Genomic DNA, 15,465 nt, shown 5'->3' with positions numbered 1-15,465 from the left:
ACCGTCGCGCTTGTCGTCATTCCGGAACACCCAGCGGTACGTGATGTCCGCGACCGCATCCCCATCGCTGTCGATGTTGATGTCGTAGTTCGCGCCCGGCCGGAAGTAGTAGAAGTTCGGGCCGCCGTTCGGCTCCTGGAACGGCAGCCAGTTCGCGATCAGCGTGACCGTGTCCTGCTTGTCCGGGCTCACGAACGCGTACACGTCAGTGTTGTCGACCTGCGGATCCCCCGCGATCAGCGGCGCCTCGCGGTGGCTGGACGCGTCAGCGGTGTCACCGACCAGGCTGCTCGCCCCGCCGAGACCGGCACCCACCGCGAGCACTGACGCCGCCGAGAAGCAAGCCGCCGCCGCGCGCCCCGATCTGCGGAACGCTCTCCTTCGAACCATGTGATCCGACCTTCCCCCGTATTCGGAAAATCAGGCGGACACCCGATAGGGGGATTGAACCGAAGACACACCGCAAAGAAGAGCGGAACTTGCATTAAGGCACTTAACCGGAACTATCAGGATAGTCTCAGCAAGCCGCACGTCTACGACAATGAACCCCGCGCGGCCCGCCGCTGGCCAGGAGTCCCGCACCGGCGGGACGGAACCGATCGATCTGCGCCCACAACTGCGGCTGTCCATCAGCGACCACCGCAACCGACGGGTCGGTGTGGAGCAGGAACGCCAGGTGCCGGCACGCGTGCGCCGCAACCGCCACCAACGGCACCGTGAGCGGACTCGGTGCCAGGCGGTCCCCGGACCCGACCACCGCGTCGCTGTGCACCGGCTGCCGCGTCTCGTCCGGGAGCAGATCGGGGGCGGCCGCATACGTCACCACCAACTGCCCCGCGGCGAACCGCCACGACGTCGAGTGCAGCAGCACCGGCCCCGGCGCACCATCGACATGCGCCGTCAACCCCGCAAGGTCCCTGGCCAGGGCATCGGGGTGCCCGTCGTCGCGCAACGGCGCCGAGTGGACCCGAAACCACATGCCTCCCGTGCCAGTGCTCAGCAGAATGACTTCCACCACGACACGTGGCGTCACGTGACCCGAAACCAGCTCACCAACCGGCATGTTGCAAATCATATGCAGATACGCAAGACGGACAACATGGAAATCTGAACCATGCCGCCACGGCGCGTTGGCCGCGAACGTGCGGCATCGTTCGGGTGGCCGCCACCGCCGGCAGGTCGGCAGTACGTGTTTGCCCGTCACCGAGCTGTTCGTTGCTCCGCGGAGCCGTCAGCCGCTTGGAGTACGTCGTCGCTGTCGATTCGCGGTTCGGGCCCGAGATCGCTGCTGATGGTGACGCTGAGGCCCCGCCCATCGGCGGCGAGGCGCAGGCTGTCGGCAAGCTGGGACGCTATCCACAGCCCGCGGCCGCCCGGGATGCCGGGCTCGGGGAGGTGGATACGCGGCGGTGATGTGAGGCCGCCACGATCCTCGATGCGGCAGGTGACAACACCGGTGTCGATGGTCATTTCGAGGTGGCCGGTACCACCGCCGTGCCGCACCGCGTTGACCGCGATCTCGTTGACGGCGGCGACGAAGTCCTCGGCACGCTCGCCTTCGAACCCGCCGGACTTGAGGTACGCGGTGACGCGCTCGCGGAGCGGGCCGCCGACAGTGGAAGCCGACAGGTAACTGGTCATCTGCGGCGCCAAGGAGCCGGTCGATGCCGACTCCTTCGATGTGTTGCGCACCAGCTACCTCGAGTCTGTGGAATGTCCCTGACGCTAATACCCATCTGGCGGTCAAACCTTCGCTTTCGCCACACCCGTTACTGCGACAGGCAGCCTGCGGTTCGAGCGACACCAGCCTGGCGGTCGCCGGAAAGCTGTCAGTTTGGCGTTTTGACAACGCTCGCCTGATCTGCCGGCTTAGTGTCTGAGGGTCTTTCGCAGCGCCGATCACTGAAGGTGCGATGAGATTCCGCGTTCTCGGTCCGCCGCTGGCAACGTCGGCAACCGGTGCTGTCGTTGGCCGGCTGAGCGCCCCGAAACCGCAGAAAGTCCTCGCGCTGCTGCTGATTCACGCGAACCGGATCGTGTCGGTTGACACGTTGATCGCCGAACTGTGGGCGCACGAGCCACCGGCCACCGCGTTGGCCACGCTGCAGACCTACATCACGCATATTCGACGCATGCTCACGACCGTCCTCGACCCCTCGGCGGCCGGACGAGCCCGCGATGTGCTGTTTGCTGACGGCGGCGGCTACCGCCTCTGTGTGGCAGCCGGGCAGGTGGATCTGCACGAGTACGAGCACCTGGTCGCCGAAGGCCGGCTGGCGCTTGACGATGCCGACGATGTCCAGGGCGCGGAGACGCTGGGTAAGGCACTCGCGTTGTGGCGCGGCGGAGCGCTGGTCGACGTGCCGGCGGGCCGGTCCTACAAGGGGAGGTTCGGCGGCTCGAGGAGACCCGGTTGCGGGTGTGGCGGGACCAGATCGCGGCCGACCTTCGCCTCGGTCGGCCATCGAACGCGCTGGGCGAGCTGGGTTGGCTTGCTGCCCGGCACCCGCTGGACGAAGATCTCCAAGGGCAGTACATGCGCGCCCTTTATCGGGCCGGGCGTCGCGCTGACGCGCTTGCGGTGTTCCATCGCCTACGCGGCCTGCTCCACGACGACTTTGGTCTTGAACCCTCGCCGCAGATCCAATGTCTCCAGCACGCCATCCTGACCGCCGAGGCCGGCCTCGATCTGGCCAACGCCCCGTTGCCGTACTCAATGGCGCGATAGCGGCGCCGCCTCGGAGGACACTGCCGCGGCCGGCCCTGATCCGCCCTGTGCAAATCGGATCGGGCGGTGGATGGAATGCGGCGAAGGCGCCTACGATTGCTGCCAGGCAATCACCCTGGCGGAGGGAACATGGCATGAGCGCGGTGGCCGGGCGGGTCATCCGGATCCTCGTTGTCGACGATGACGACGCGGATGCCCTCATGATCACCGAGGCGTTGGAGTCATCCGGGGCGGCGGTGGAGGTCGGCCGGGCGGTCGACGGTCACGATGCACTCGAGCGCCTGCGTCGAAGCGGTTTAGAGGCCGAGGAAGGGCGGCCCGATCTGATCCTGCTCGACCTGAACATGCCGCGCATGGGTGGAATGGAAACACTGGAACAGATCAAAAATGACGAACGGCTGCGGTCCATCCCGGTGGTCGTTCTGACGACCTCAGCCGCGTCCGCGGACGTGCTGGCCAGCTACCGCCATCACGCGAACGCCTACGTCACCAAGCCGATCGAGCTGGACGCGTTCGAACGCGCGGTCGGCAACATCGACCACTTCTACCGCGACACCGCTGTGCTGCCGCAAATGTCGCCGGACGTTTCCCCGCCCACGCCACGGCGCGTCGACGAGCCCGCCCGTCTCCAGGCGGTGGCCGCGACCGGGCTGACCGCGAAGGAAGACCCGGAGCTCGACCGGTTCGCCCGCCTGGTCCGCACCACCGTCGGTGTGCCGGTCGCGCTCGTGTCGCTCGTCAATGCCGAAGGCCAGGTCTTCCCCGGTGCGGCCGGTCTTGCCCACCCATGGGACCAGCTGCGCCGCACCCCGCTGTCGCATTCCTTCTGCCAGATGGTCATCGCGTCCGCCGCGCCGTTGATCATCGACGACTCCCGCAACGATCACCGGGTCCGCGACAATCCCGCGATCGATGACCTCGGCGTCGCCGCCTATGCGGGCATGCCGCTGACCGACGTGCACGGACATGTGCTGGGTTCGCTGTGCGCCATCGATGACCGGCCCCGGCAATGGACCGGGAGCGACCTTGATGTGCTGGCCGAGCTCGCCGCGTCTTGCTCAGCGGTGCTCCGCGCCCGGGTCAGCGCCGGCGCCGAACGTGAGCGTAGCCGGCTCCTACTGTCCGCAAGCCAGGAGTTGAGCGACACAGTGACCATCGACGACGTCGTGCGGGCGGTGGGTCGTGTCGTGGCCGATGGCCTTGCGCCCGCTCATGTCGGCCTCAGCGTGGTGGATGCGGCCAGCCGGCGTGGCCGCCTGGTGGGGACGGCGCCGTTGCCGCCGGCTCTGGCCAGAACGTGGACCAGCTTCGGCATCGACGACGACATCCCGGCAGCTCAGGTCATCCGGACCGGGAGCCCGCTGTTGATTTCCGATCGTGCGGTTGTGGATCCCGACGCCGGACGTCTCGGCCGCGATCTCGATGCGGCCGGCTGGTCCGCGATGGCCGTCCTGCCGTTGAGCGGACCGGGCGGAACCATGGGTTCGCTGAGCTTCGGGTGGGTCGCCCCTCACCCGATGGACCTCAACGAGCGAGCGGTGATCACCGCGCTGGCCGGATACGTCGGCCAGGCCATGGTTAGAGCGACGCACCTGTCCGGGCGGGCCACGGCCGCGGCCACCCTTCAGCGGGCATTGATCACCCCGATGCCCACCCTGCCCGGCTATCAGCTGGCCGCGCGGTATCTGCCTGCCAGCGCCGAGGACCAGGTCGGCGGGGACTGGTACGACGCGGTGGTGCTCGACGACGGTCGGCTCGCGCTGGTCATCGGTGACGTGACCGGCCATGACATGAGCGCCGCCGCGGCGATGAGCGAACTGCGCAGCATGCTCCGCGGCTACCTCGTCGACCGTCAGGAGCCCCCGTCGGCCATCCTGCGCCGCCTCGACCACGCCAACTTCCTCCTCGGCGCGCGTACCATCGCCAGCGCCATCATCGCCTACCTCGAACGCGCGGACGACGGGCACGTCACCATGCGCTGGTCGAACGCCGGCCACCCACCACCCATCCTCGTTGACACCGATGGGCAGGTCCGCGAACTGACCGACCGAAACCCCCTGCTGGGTGCCGGCCGACTGGTCTCCCGCAGCAACCACACATTGGCCTTGGCGCCCGGCTGGACCCTGTTGCTACACACCGACGGGCTCCTCGAATCCCGCACCACCAGCTGGACCGACCGCGCGAACAAGGTCCACGCCCTGCTGACCGACCACGCGACCGCACCGGTCGATGTCCTCGCCGACGCGATCGTCGATCAGTTCGCCGTCGGGCAGATCGAGGACGACATCGCGTTGGTCGCTGTTCGGATCGACGACGTCGATACTTCAGCCGCATGCCCCCTTTGACGCGTTGCGCGGCGACCCCGCCGATGTCAGTCATCGGTCAACAAATCCAGGACGGCGGCGATCTCCAGGACGCGTCGCACCGGTGGCTGGCAGTTCGTGACCCGCAGCGTGCCGCCGTGGTCTGCCGCGGTCTGGCGCGCTCGTACCAGAACGAAGACGCCGTGTGAGTCGATGAACGCGACGTCGGCAAGGTCGACGGTCACCTCACGGCCGGGCCCGATCATCGCGGTGACGACCGTGCGCAGATCGTCGGCGGTGTCCGCGTCGAGGTCCCCGGCCGCGGTGATCCATGGGCCGGCACGGCTGCTCCGCACGGCCAGCGCCAGCTCGGCCGGTCTGCGACCATCGCTTCTGGTCATGGTCGACCCCCCTTGCGCCTGTGTACTCCCGGCGTATGGATTCACACGCCACCCTGGACCGCAGCGGCGTCCGCGCCCGCAATGCCGTTGATCAAATCCGTACGCTGGCCACGAGCGGAAGCGTGGGGGTGCGTGACCCGGCCGCCGGCTCGATGGTCACCGCGATGCCGTGTGCCGTGCCGGTGCCCGAAACAACCCGGGTGACAACCGTAGCCCCGACGGGCAGAACCCCTGCGGGCACCGCAGCACCTGGACCCGTCAACCACAGTTGGTAGACGTGGTCACCGGCCGGGGCGTGGTCCGCGGCCAGTGTCACCACCGCGCCGTCCCGGCTGGCCGACGCGACCACGGTGACCCGCCCACCTGCGTCGATGGGACCGGAGCGCACGGTCGCGTCGGGTGCGGACAGGATCGCGGTGACGCTTTCGTTCTGGGCACGCGCGTCGAGTGTCGCCGCGCGTTGCTGCCCGACCCGGTGTTCCTGGACGGCGTAGGTGCCGGCGGCGGCGCCTGCGGCGAGGACCACGACGGCGGCTGCGGTGAGCAGCTGCCGGTAGCGGCGGTGGCTGCGGGTCCAGCCGCCGCGCGCCCGGGGTCGCGGCTGTTCTTGGCGGGTGTTGGCGATCTCGGCCAGTACACGCGTCCGTAGCGCGGGTGGTGGCACTGCCCAGGCCTGGTCGGCGAGCCGGGCCGCCGCTGCCCGTAGCTCCGCGACCTCCAGCGCGCAGGTGGGGCAGTCGTCGACGTGCCCGGCGAACGACGCCCGTTCGGTGTCGGAGAGGGCGTCCAGGGCGTACGCGCCGGACAGTGTGTGAACGTCGCCGCCGGTCATGAGGGCACCTCCACGCCGAGGCAGTCACGCAGCCGGATCAGACCATCTCGCATCCGGCTCTTGATGGTGGGGAGGCCGACGTCGAGCATGCGGGCGACCTCGGGGTAGGTGCAGCCCTGGTAGTAGGCGAGGGTGATCGATTCGCGCTGGAGTTCGGTGAGGCCGTCGAGGCAGCGGCGGACCTGCTGCCGCTCGAACCGGTCCTGTATCTCGTCGGCGACCTGGTCGTACGGCGGCTGGGCGGCCCAGGCGGTGGTTTGTTCCTCGCGGCGGGTCGCGGCCTGCTCGGACCGGACCCGGTCCACTGCCCGCCGGTGGGCGATGGTGAAGACCCAGGCGGTGGCCGAGCCCTGCCCGGCCTGGAAGCGGGCGGCGGTGCGCCAGACTTCGACCAGGGCCTCCTGTGCCACCTCCTCCGCCTGGGCCGGGTCGCGCAACACCCGCTTGACCAGCCCGTAGACGCGAGCGGCGACGAGGTTGTACAGCTGGGCGAACGCGAGCGGCGACGAGGTTGTACAGCTGGGCGAACGCGGCCTCGTCACCGCGGCCGACGGCGGTGAGCAGCACGTCGGCACCAGCGGGCTCGTCCGGGTCGGGCGGGACGACCGAGAGCCGCTCGGCCCGCGACGCCTGGTCACGTCGATGTCGTTGCATGCAGCTCCCTCATGATCGTGCTCATTCGGTGATTCGGAGCCGCACCGGCTGCGGATGGGTCGCCGATGCGGCACCCATCCGAACGGCTGGCGGCGGCGAATCACCCGTATGGCATTCGACATCGACGCGTACGCGCGGACCGCCGCACCGGTCGCCGACGACGACATCGACTACGACGCGTTCCGGGACCAGCCGCTGGACGCGGCGGTGCTGCGTTGCCTGCGCTACATGTGCGACGTGGAAAGCCACACCGTCTGCTATCTACGGGACCTGCTGGTCACCCCGTCGCACACCGACCCCACGGTGACGGCCTTCCTGACGATGTGGGCGTATGAGGAGTATTGGCACGGAGAGGCCCTGGCCAAGGTACTCGCCGCGCACGGGATCGCCACCGGCGCCGACCACATCCGTTCCGTGCGGGTCCGGCTGGGCCGGCGTGACCGGATCGCTCCGATCCAGCAGGCCCTGATCGCCAACCTCGTCGGCGTCGACTTCGTCGCGGTCCACATGACCTGGGGCGCGATCAACGAATGGTCGACGCACGCCGGCTACGCCCGCCTGGCCGAGCGCGCCGGCCACCCCGTGCTGTCCGTGCTGTTGGACAGGATCATGCGGCAGGAGACCCGGCATGTGGCGTTCTACGCCAGCCAGGCCCGGGACCGGTTGGCCGCTTCCGGACGGGCCCGGCGGCTGACCCGGTTCGCGCTGCGCCGCTTCTGGGCGCCGGTCGGGTCCGGTGTCATGCCGCAGCGCGAGACCAGGTTCCTGCTCGGCTATCTGCTCGGCGGCCCGGCGGGCGAGGGCATCGTCGCCGAACTCGATCGGAAGATCGACCATCTGCCCGGCCTCGACGGTCTCGGCCTGGTCGCGCGGGCGGCCCGCCTCCACGTCGTCGGATGAACCTCGGGGCCGGACCCATCCGCCCGGTCCTCGGTGTCGAATCACTGCTGTGAGCGCCGGGACTGTCCTTGCCGACCGGTACGTCCTCGAAGAGGTCATCGGTGCCGGCGGCATGGGCCGGGTATGGCGGGGCCACGACCGCGTCCTGGGCCGTCCGGTCGCGGTCAAGGAGATCCTTTCCCCGCCGTGGCTGGCCGCCGGAGCGGGCGAGAGGTGGCGGGACGGCCTGCGTGAAGCACAGGCCGCGTCCCGGCTGCGACACCCGAACGTGGTCGCCGTTCTCGATGTGCTCCAGACCGACAGGCCGTGGATCATCATGGAGTACGTTGCGGCGCGGTCACTGGACGTGGTGCTCGCCGAACGCGGCCGGTTCGAACCCCGCGACGCGGCCCGGGTGGGTCTGGAGATCCTCGCGGCGCTCGACGCGGCCCACCGCGCGGGTGTGATCCACCGCGACGTCAAGCCACACAACGTGCTGCTGGCCGCGGACGGTCGGGTGGTGCTGACCGACTTCGGGCTGGCGGTGATCGCCGAAGGTGGGGTCACCATCGCGCAACAGGTCCTCGGATCGCCGGACTTCGTGGCCCCGGAGTGCGCCCGCGACGGCGTGTCGACCGTGGCGTGCGACCTGTGGTCGCTCGGTGCCACGCTCTACGCCCTGGTCGAAGGCGTAGCCCCGTACCACCGACCCACCGCGGTCGCCACCCTCGCCGCGCTCGCGGTCGAACCACCGGACCCGATAACCCGGGCGGGCGCAATGGCGCCGGTGATCCTGCGACTGCTCAACCGCGACCCGCGGCGGCGCCCCAGCGTCATCGAGACACGGCGGCTGCTACGCGCCGTGCTGACCGCGAGCACCACCGTGCCGCTCCCACCACGCCGCAGACGTTGGGCACCGCGTGGGTGGCGAGCCGCGTTGGCGGCAGCCGCCGCGTGCGCGCTCGCCGGCGCGGGGACTGCCGCGGCCGTCGGTCGTCCGTCGCGGGGGCCGCAGGACGTGCCGCCCACCCCGCCCGCCGTGCACGCCTGCCTGGAGCCGGCGCGCACCGACGCGACGCCAACCAATGCCGGGCCCGGACCGTACGCGTTGCCCGCCGGTTGGGTCTGGCATCCCGATGACGCGGGCTTCACCGTCGCGGTCCCGGCCGCCTGGTCCCGCTACCTGGTGGCGACGGCCGTGTGCTTCCAGGACCCCAGCGGCACCCGAACCCTGGCCGTCGAACCCGCCGTCACCCCGACCCTCGATCCCACCACCTTCTGGCGCCGGACGGAGACAGCTCTGCGCGCCACCGGCACGCTTCCCGGCTATACGAAGATCAGCATCGGCCCAGTGCTCGCCGGCGCCGGTGGCGCCGAATGGGAGTCCACATGGGACACAGCGGGCGGGCTCCGCCGCCATGCCCGGCGGCTCGTGGTCACCACCGCACCGAGCCAGGCATACACGTTGTCGTGGTTCACCGACGACGCGGACTGGCCCCTCGACGAGCCGCTATTCCGGACTGTCGCGACCAGCTACCGCGGCATCACCTGAAGAAATCTCGCCGTTCGACCCATCCATCCCGTGCACGGGACCGAATCACTGGTGAGGCTCAGGAAGGAGTCGATACCAGTGAAGGTGTCTCGAGTGCCCTTTGTGGTCGCCGCCGCCGCGGTGGCCCTTTTCGCGGTCCCAGCCGCCGCGCACGCTGACGAGAGCGTGCACGTGGCGATGCAGGACCTCAACGGAACCGGCGCGAAAGGTATGGCCATGTTGACCGCCACCGACAGCGGCGACCTGGCGGTGACGATCAAAGCCAGCGGGATGACCCCGAACGCACCACACGCCCAGCACATCCACGGGTCGACCACGGGCATGGACTTCATGTGCCCTGACAAGTCCGACGACAAGGACGGCAACGGGTACGTCAGCGTCGAGGAAGGACTTCCCAAGTACGGCGACATCCACATCTCGCTGACCACCACCGGCGACACGACCAAGGCCAGTGGGCTGGCCGTGGACCGGATGCCGATGGCCGACGCCGACGGAAACCTCACCTACGAGCGGGTCATCCCCGCCGCGGACCTTCCGCCCGGCACCATCGAGCACCTCAAGGACCTCCACGTCGTCCAGCACGGCATCGACGTCAACAACAACGGCACGTACGACATGGACGCCCTCGGCGAGTCGACGTTCGCCAAATCGTTGGGTGTCAACGGCATCCCCGAGGAAGCCACCGACCCGGCAACCTGCGGCATGGTCACCGGCGCCGCAGCGGGCTCGATGCCCACCGGTGGCGTCGACACCGGCGACGGCAGCACCAACGACACCGGCGGCCTCGCGCTCTACACCGCGGGCGGGCTCGCGCTCGCCGGCGTGGCCGCCCTGGTCGTGCGCCGACGTCTCGGCCTGAGCCGCCACGGCCGGTAACCCGCCATGACCCGCATGCGGGTGGGCCGCCGCCGGCAACGCATCGCGCTGCTGGCGGCGGGCTCCGCCCTCTTCGCCGCCGCAGTCGTCGTCGCCATCGTCTCCATGGGAACGCAGCCGCCGCGGACGATCGCCGAAACCCCGTCATCGTCCACGCCTCGCGAGCCCAGCCCGGGGGCGTCCGAGCTGACCGTCGGCCCGATGATGTCGACCTCGACCCCGACCCGGCTGGTGGTCCCGAGGTTGCGCATCGACACCGCGCTGAGCCCGCTGGGCCTGCAGCCGAACGGGACCATGGAGGTCCCTGGCGACGCGTCCACGGTCGGCTGGTTCACCAAGGCGCCAACGCCAGGTGCGCTCGGCCCGGCCGTCCTCGCCGGACACGTCAACTGGCGGGGTCGGGACGGCGCCTTCGCCGACCTGCACACCCTTAAACGCGGCGACACCGTCACCGTTACCCGCGCCGACAGCTCGGTCGCGACCTTCTCCGTCACGACGGTGGCCCGCTACGCCAAAGACCAGTTCCCCACCCAACAGGTGTACGGACCGGTCAACCATGCCGGCCTGCGCCTGATCACGTGCGGCGGCGACTTCGACGAAAAGAGCCGCCACTACCGCGACAACATCGTCGTCTACGCCGCGCTCACCGATGCCCAACCGCCAGCGCAACCCGGCCCGGCGAACACGGCACCAGCATGACTGCGCGCGGTGCCGATCAGTCAGACAACGGCGGCCGTCCACTAAAGAGGGACGTGGTGTCGGGCACCCATCCGGCCGGCCGCTGGTTCCGAATCACTACCGCACACCCCGTTCCTTCGAAAGGATCCTCAATGCGTCTCCCCAAGTTCGCCGCGGTCGCCGCCATGGCGGTGTTCGCTCTCAGCGCCGCCGCGTGCGGCACCGCCGACGACGCGCAGACCGCGAACCCGCCCGCGGCGGGACCGTCGGCCGCCATGTCGTCGGCTCCAGCGATGACCGACGGCGAGTTCGGGCCCGGTTGCGCAGCCGTTCCCACCGACCCGACCAACGCCGGCAGCTTCCAGGCCATGGCGCAGGTTCCGGTCGCGACCGCCGCGTCCGGCAACCCGCTACTGTCCACACTGGTCAGCGCGGTCACGAAGGCGGGCCTGGTCGACTCACTCAACAGCGCCCAGAACGTCACCGTCTTCGCGCCGACCAACGACGCGTTCGCGAAGATTCCGAAGGCGGACCTCGACAAGGTGCTGGCCGACAAGGAGAAGCTGACACAGATCCTGACCTACCACGTGGTCGCGGGCGGGCAACTCGCGCCGGAAAAGCTCTCCGGCATGCACGCCACACTCGAAGGCCAGAACGTGAACGTGAACGGCGCCGGCACCGACTTCACCGTCAACGACACCTCAAAGGTCGTGTGCGGCAATGTGAAGACGGCGAACGCGACAGTGTACATCGTGGACAGTGTCTTGATGCCGCCCAACTGACGCTGCCCACACCGTCTCGTTCGCCACGCCCGGCCGTCAAGCCACGACGGCCGGGCGTCTTCGTTGAGGAGCAACCCTGTGCGACGCATCCTGTGGCCGAGTTTCGCCGCTCTGGTCTCAGCCGCGCTCGGCGTGTCGGCCGGTCAGTTGGTCGCCGCCGTCGTCGAACCCGAGTCCGCACCGTTGTACGCCGTCGCCGCCACGGCGGTCGACGCCACGCCGGCGCGGGTCAAGGAGTTCGCCGTGCGCACCGCCGGCACCTACGACAAACCGTTGCTCCTGATCGGAATCGTGGTCGTGCTCGCCGTTGTCGCGGCAACCATCGGCGTCCTCGCCGCACGCCGCCGCTGGCTCGGTCCCGCGGGAATGGCAGCCATCGGGGCCCTCGCTCTCGCCGCGGCGGTGACCCGGCCCACCGCCTCTCCCGTCGACGCCATCCCAGCCCTCGTCAGCGCCGCCGTGGCCAGTGCGGCGCTGCTGCTGATGCTGCGGACACCGCCGACGCCAGCGCAACCCGCGCAGCGGCCCCGCCTCCTCGACCGCCGGGCATTCGTCGGCGGGATCACACTGGCCGTGGCCGGCGTCGCCGTTGCAGGCGCCGCCGGAACATCGCGGATCGCCGGCGAGGCGGCCGCCCGCACCCGCGACCGCGTACGCCTGCCACGGCCGACGCGTCCGGCGCTGCCGCTGCCGACGGGTCTGGACCCGGGCTTCGTCACCCCGAACGCCGAGTTCTACCGGGTGGACACGGCGTTGAACCTGCCCCGCGTCGACATCAACCGGTGGACCCTGACCGTGCGCGGCATGGTCGATCGACCGTTCGAAATCTCCTTCGACGAGCTGCTCGGACAGCCGATGGTCGAGGAGTACATCACCCTCAACTGTGTGTCCAACGAGGTCGGCGGCCCCTACATCGGCACCGCCAAATGGCTCGGCGTCCGCCTCGCCGACCTGCTGCGCCGCGCCGGCGTCCACGCCGGAGCCGACCAGATCGTCGCCCGATCCGTCGACGGCATGACGATCGGCACACCCACCGCGACCGTCCTGGACTCCGGAAACACACCCGGCACCCAGCACACCCTGCTCTGCGTCGGCATGAACGACGAACCACTCCCACTCGAACACGGCTTCCCCGCCCGCATGCTCACCCCCGGCGTCTACGGATACGCCGGATCCTGCAAATGGATCACCGACATCGAACTGTCGACCTTCGCCGACTACGACGCCTACTGGGTCCGCCGCGGCTACGCCGCCCAAGCGCCCGTCAAGACAAGCTCCCGCATCGACCGACCCGGACCATTCGCCCGCCTCACCGCGGGACAGGTCATCGTCGCCGGCGTGGCCTGGGCCCAAGGCAACGGAATCTCGGCAGTCCAAGTCCAGGTCGACGACAACGCGTGGCAACCGGCAACACTGCGCCCGGCACCCAACCTCGACACCTGGGTCCAATGGACCTACCCATGGCAGGCAGCCCCCGGAACGCACACGCTGCGCGTCCGAGCCATCGACCGCACCGGAGCCGTCCAAACCAGCGACCGCGCCGAACCCTTCCCGAACGGCGCCACCGGGTGGCACACCGTCGCAGTCACCGTCACATAGCCCGCCAACCATCGACGATGGGCGGCCGACGCAACCGAAAGGGTCTCGGTGGCGGATGGGCCGCTGCTTCTCGAGCACCCTACAGATGATTTGCTGCTTTCTTAAGCATTTCTCCCATCTCAAGCGTTACTGAGCGGTACGGAGCCGTTCGGGAACATGAAATGCTTTCATGGTGATACGCCCACTACCGGACCTTGCGGGCGAATTTAGGCTGTGAGAGGTGCGTACGATGAATTATTCGCTCAATAGGCGAGTCGTGTCCGCTGTTGCGTCCGTTGCGCTCGGTGCGGGCATGTCCGGCCTGATGGCGGGCAGCGCGATGGCCGACGGTGGACCGCAGCGCGACTCGTACGGAGATTCCTGGGAAAACTCGTGCCACGAGCGGGACAGCTGGTGGCGCGAGCTGACCGCCATCGGGCGGACCGACCATGACGATCTGATCATGTTCGATGTGAACGACACCGGTGGCGCCTGCACGATCGGCACGGTGCGCCTCGCGGACGACATGAAGCTCATCGGCATCGACTACCGCGTGCAAAACGGCAAGCTCTACGGTGTCGGCGACCAGGGTGGCGTCTACGCGCTGTCCACCGACGACGCCTCGGCCGAAAAAGTCAGCCAGCTCAGCGTCGACCTCGACGGAACCTACTTCGGCGTCGACTTCAACCCAGCTGCCGACCGGCTGCGGATCGTCAGCGACAAGGGGCAGAACCTGCGCCACAACCTCAACGACAACACCACCATCAAGGACGGCAACCTCACCTACCCGCCCTCGACGGACGCCGCCCAGGGCATCACCGCAGCCGCCTACACCAACAACGACCTCGACCCGGACACCGCGACGACGTTGTTCGACATCGACACCAACCTCGACCAGGCGGCGGTGCAGTCTCCCGCCAACGCCGGGTCGCTGGCCCCCACCGGCAAACTTGGCGTGGACGCCGCAGTAGAAGCCGGCCTCGACATCTACAGCGTCGTCCGGCAGGGACGGACCGTCTACAACAAGGCCTTCGCCGTCCTCCAGGTTGACGACCACAGCACCCTCTACGGGGTCAACCTCCTGACCGGCCAAGCCCACGAGCAGGGCGGCTTCCACCAGAAGGTGGTCGACATCTCATTGCCGCTCGACGAGGAATAAGCGCCGAGACCGCACGACGGCGGGAGGGAACGGCCGGCACCACGCCGAACTTCCCTTCCGGCGCGCGCACACCCAGGCCACGGCCCGAAGAGCCAACCTCGTTCGAACTGGGATGCACCCGACGCGCCCCACCCGAGCTCGCCAAGGCGCTTCCTAATACGGATCCGTGGGGCGGGACCGCCCCACGGATCCGGCCCTACCACCCCTCGAACGGCGAACACGTGGTTCCAGTTGGACTAGGACCGTGGTCGAGCGCCGAGCGGCACAGGCGCAGCAGTGCCACAGGGTCTCCGTCGATACCGATGTTGCGTTTGGCGTAGCCCGTCGTTCATCGACTTCACGTCTCGGTTCGTCGACACGCCGCGCCAGCGCAAGCGCGGCTTGCCCGGCTCGGGCGCCTTGTCGGAGAAGGTCTCCTGCCACAATGGAGTTTCCGCTACGTCATTGCGTTGCGTGCGGTTCTTGACGTGCGTGATGAGTGACTCGGCGGCGGCCGCAACTGCGTGGCGAAAGTAGCTGTCTTGCCACAAGCGGCTAGCCGCTCCCCAGATGAGTGGGTGCATCGCCTCGGCACCCACCTGTGGCGGTGCTTCAGCGGCTGCCTTGTGGATCAATTCGTCCAACCGCCCGGTCATCTGATGGCACGCCGGCACGATGTCGTCAGGTTCCAGGACGGGCTTCGGCTTGGTGACTGTGTGCCACGCCGCGATCGGATCGACCACACCAGCACCTTGCACGTTGAACCTGACGCCAGTGAGCCCAGGGGCTGCCGCAGCCCGGCCCGCTGCTTGGTCTACTGCCGCGGTTGCGCCAGCGATCTCGTCGGCGCCGGCATCGTCGCGAGGGAACACCGCCGGCGCAACGCCGCGTGCGATCGAATCATTGAAGACGTGGAGCTTCATGAACGCCTGGAAGGCGTCGTGAAACTCGACCACGGACGTGGCCACTGCCCGCAGATAATCGGGGTTCTCGTGGGCTTCTACGTCTCCAGCGTGCCATAGAGCGCGAACCTCGGACGCGGAGCGGCGTTCGGGGCCAGCGGC

At 69.0% G+C, this 15,465-nt stretch carries 15 protein-coding genes and 1 pseudogene; 9 read left to right on the top strand and 7 right to left on the bottom strand.

The window, feature by feature from the left end:
• The 3 genes from Air01nite_RS20680 to Air01nite_RS20670 all read right to left on the bottom strand — a co-directional run.
• On the bottom strand, positions 1-390 hold a 390-nt coding region (locus Air01nite_RS20680; protein WP_203704362.1), incomplete at its 3' end, for a DUF4331 family protein.
• A gap of 127 nt (positions 391-517) precedes the next feature.
• Positions 518-1,063 carry a hypothetical protein gene (locus Air01nite_RS20675; protein WP_203704361.1) on the bottom strand — a complete coding sequence of 182 codons (546 nt, stop codon included), beginning with the start codon at positions 1,061-1,063 and terminating at the stop codon, positions 518-520.
• Positions 1,064-1,200: 137 nt separating this feature from the next.
• Positions 1,201-1,653 (bottom strand): ATP-binding protein, encoded by a 453-nt coding sequence (locus tag Air01nite_RS20670; RefSeq protein WP_203704360.1) that lies wholly within the window; start codon positions 1,651-1,653, stop codon positions 1,201-1,203.
• A 260-nt stretch (positions 1,654-1,913) separates the two neighbouring features.
• Between Air01nite_RS20670 and Air01nite_RS20665 the strand changes: the two are divergent.
• Both Air01nite_RS20665 and Air01nite_RS20655 read left to right on the top strand, forming a co-directional pair.
• Positions 1,914-2,728, top strand: a pseudogene (locus Air01nite_RS20665) (AfsR/SARP family transcriptional regulator).
• Positions 2,729-2,862: 134 nt separating this feature from the next.
• Complete coding sequence (locus Air01nite_RS20655; protein WP_239090839.1) at positions 2,863-5,073, top strand: SpoIIE family protein phosphatase; 2,211 nt, start codon at positions 2,863-2,865, stop codon at positions 5,071-5,073.
• Between the two features lie 26 nt (positions 5,074-5,099).
• Here the strand turns inward: Air01nite_RS20655 and Air01nite_RS20650 are convergent, their stop codons facing one another.
• The 3 genes from Air01nite_RS20650 to sigK all read right to left on the bottom strand — a co-directional run bounded on the left by Air01nite_RS20650 (position 5,100) and on the right by sigK (position 6,806).
• Positions 5,100-5,432 carry an STAS domain-containing protein gene (locus tag Air01nite_RS20650; RefSeq protein ID WP_203704358.1) on the bottom strand — a complete coding sequence of 111 codons (333 nt, stop codon included), beginning with the start codon at positions 5,430-5,432 and terminating at the stop codon, positions 5,100-5,102.
• A 91-nt stretch (positions 5,433-5,523) separates the two neighbouring features.
• Positions 5,524-6,264 carry an anti-sigma factor gene (locus Air01nite_RS20645; RefSeq protein WP_203704357.1) on the bottom strand — a complete coding sequence of 247 codons (741 nt, stop codon included), beginning with the start codon at positions 6,262-6,264 and terminating at the stop codon, positions 5,524-5,526.
• Positions 6,261-6,806 (bottom strand): ECF RNA polymerase sigma factor SigK, encoded by a 546-nt coding sequence (gene sigK / locus Air01nite_RS20640; protein WP_239090838.1) that lies wholly within the window; start codon positions 6,804-6,806, stop codon positions 6,261-6,263. The genes Air01nite_RS20645 and sigK overlap by 4 nt, the downstream gene beginning before the upstream one ends.
• A 220-nt stretch (positions 6,807-7,026) precedes the next feature.
• Between sigK and Air01nite_RS20635 the strand changes: the two genes are divergently transcribed.
• The 7 genes from Air01nite_RS20635 (at position 7,027) to Air01nite_RS20605 (ending at position 14,422) form a co-directional block, all read left to right on the top strand.
• Positions 7,027-7,818, top strand: a complete 792-nt coding sequence (locus Air01nite_RS20635) for a ferritin family protein (RefSeq protein WP_203704355.1) — start codon at positions 7,027-7,029, stop codon at positions 7,816-7,818.
• Positions 7,819-7,867: 49 nt separating this feature from the next.
• Positions 7,868-9,349, top strand: a complete 1,482-nt coding sequence (locus Air01nite_RS20630) for a serine/threonine-protein kinase (RefSeq protein WP_203704354.1) — start codon at positions 7,868-7,870, stop codon at positions 9,347-9,349.
• A gap of 93 nt (positions 9,350-9,442) precedes the next feature.
• On the top strand, positions 9,443-10,225 hold the full coding sequence (locus tag Air01nite_RS20625) for a GVDTG sorting domain-containing protein (protein ID WP_203704353.1): 783 nt from the start codon (positions 9,443-9,445) through the stop codon (positions 10,223-10,225).
• 6 nt (positions 10,226-10,231) lie between these two features.
• Positions 10,232-10,924: a class F sortase gene (locus tag Air01nite_RS20620; RefSeq protein ID WP_203704351.1), complete on the top strand. Its 693-nt coding sequence runs from the start codon at positions 10,232-10,234 to the stop codon at positions 10,922-10,924.
• Entirely contained in the window at positions 10,921-11,685 is a 765-nt protein-coding gene (locus Air01nite_RS20615) for a fasciclin domain-containing protein (RefSeq protein ID WP_239090837.1), read from the top strand. The genes Air01nite_RS20620 and Air01nite_RS20615 overlap by 4 nt, the downstream gene beginning before the upstream one ends.
• A gap of 78 nt (positions 11,686-11,763) precedes the next feature.
• Positions 11,764-13,284, top strand: a complete 1,521-nt coding sequence (locus Air01nite_RS20610; RefSeq protein WP_203704350.1) for a molybdopterin-dependent oxidoreductase — start codon at positions 11,764-11,766, stop codon at positions 13,282-13,284.
• Between the two features lie 292 nt (positions 13,285-13,576).
• Positions 13,577-14,422, top strand: coding sequence for a DUF4394 domain-containing protein (locus Air01nite_RS20605; protein WP_203704349.1), 846 nt, complete (start codon positions 13,577-13,579; stop codon positions 14,420-14,422).
• A 236-nt stretch (positions 14,423-14,658) separates the two neighbouring features.
• On the opposite strand, the gene Air01nite_RS20600 is transcribed toward Air01nite_RS20605, so the two are convergent.
• A complete protein-coding gene (locus Air01nite_RS20600; protein ID WP_203704348.1) occupies positions 14,659-15,369 on the bottom strand; it encodes a TIGR02391 family protein in 711 nt (236 codons plus the stop codon).
• Positions 15,370-15,465 lie beyond the last annotated feature (96 nt).

It is taken from the genome of Asanoa iriomotensis (assembly GCF_016862515.1).
GTDB lineage: Bacteria > Actinomycetota > Actinomycetes > Mycobacteriales > Micromonosporaceae > Asanoa > Asanoa iriomotensis.
Note: the sequence above shows the minus strand (reverse complement) of the source record. Positions and strands in the feature narration are given on the sequence as shown.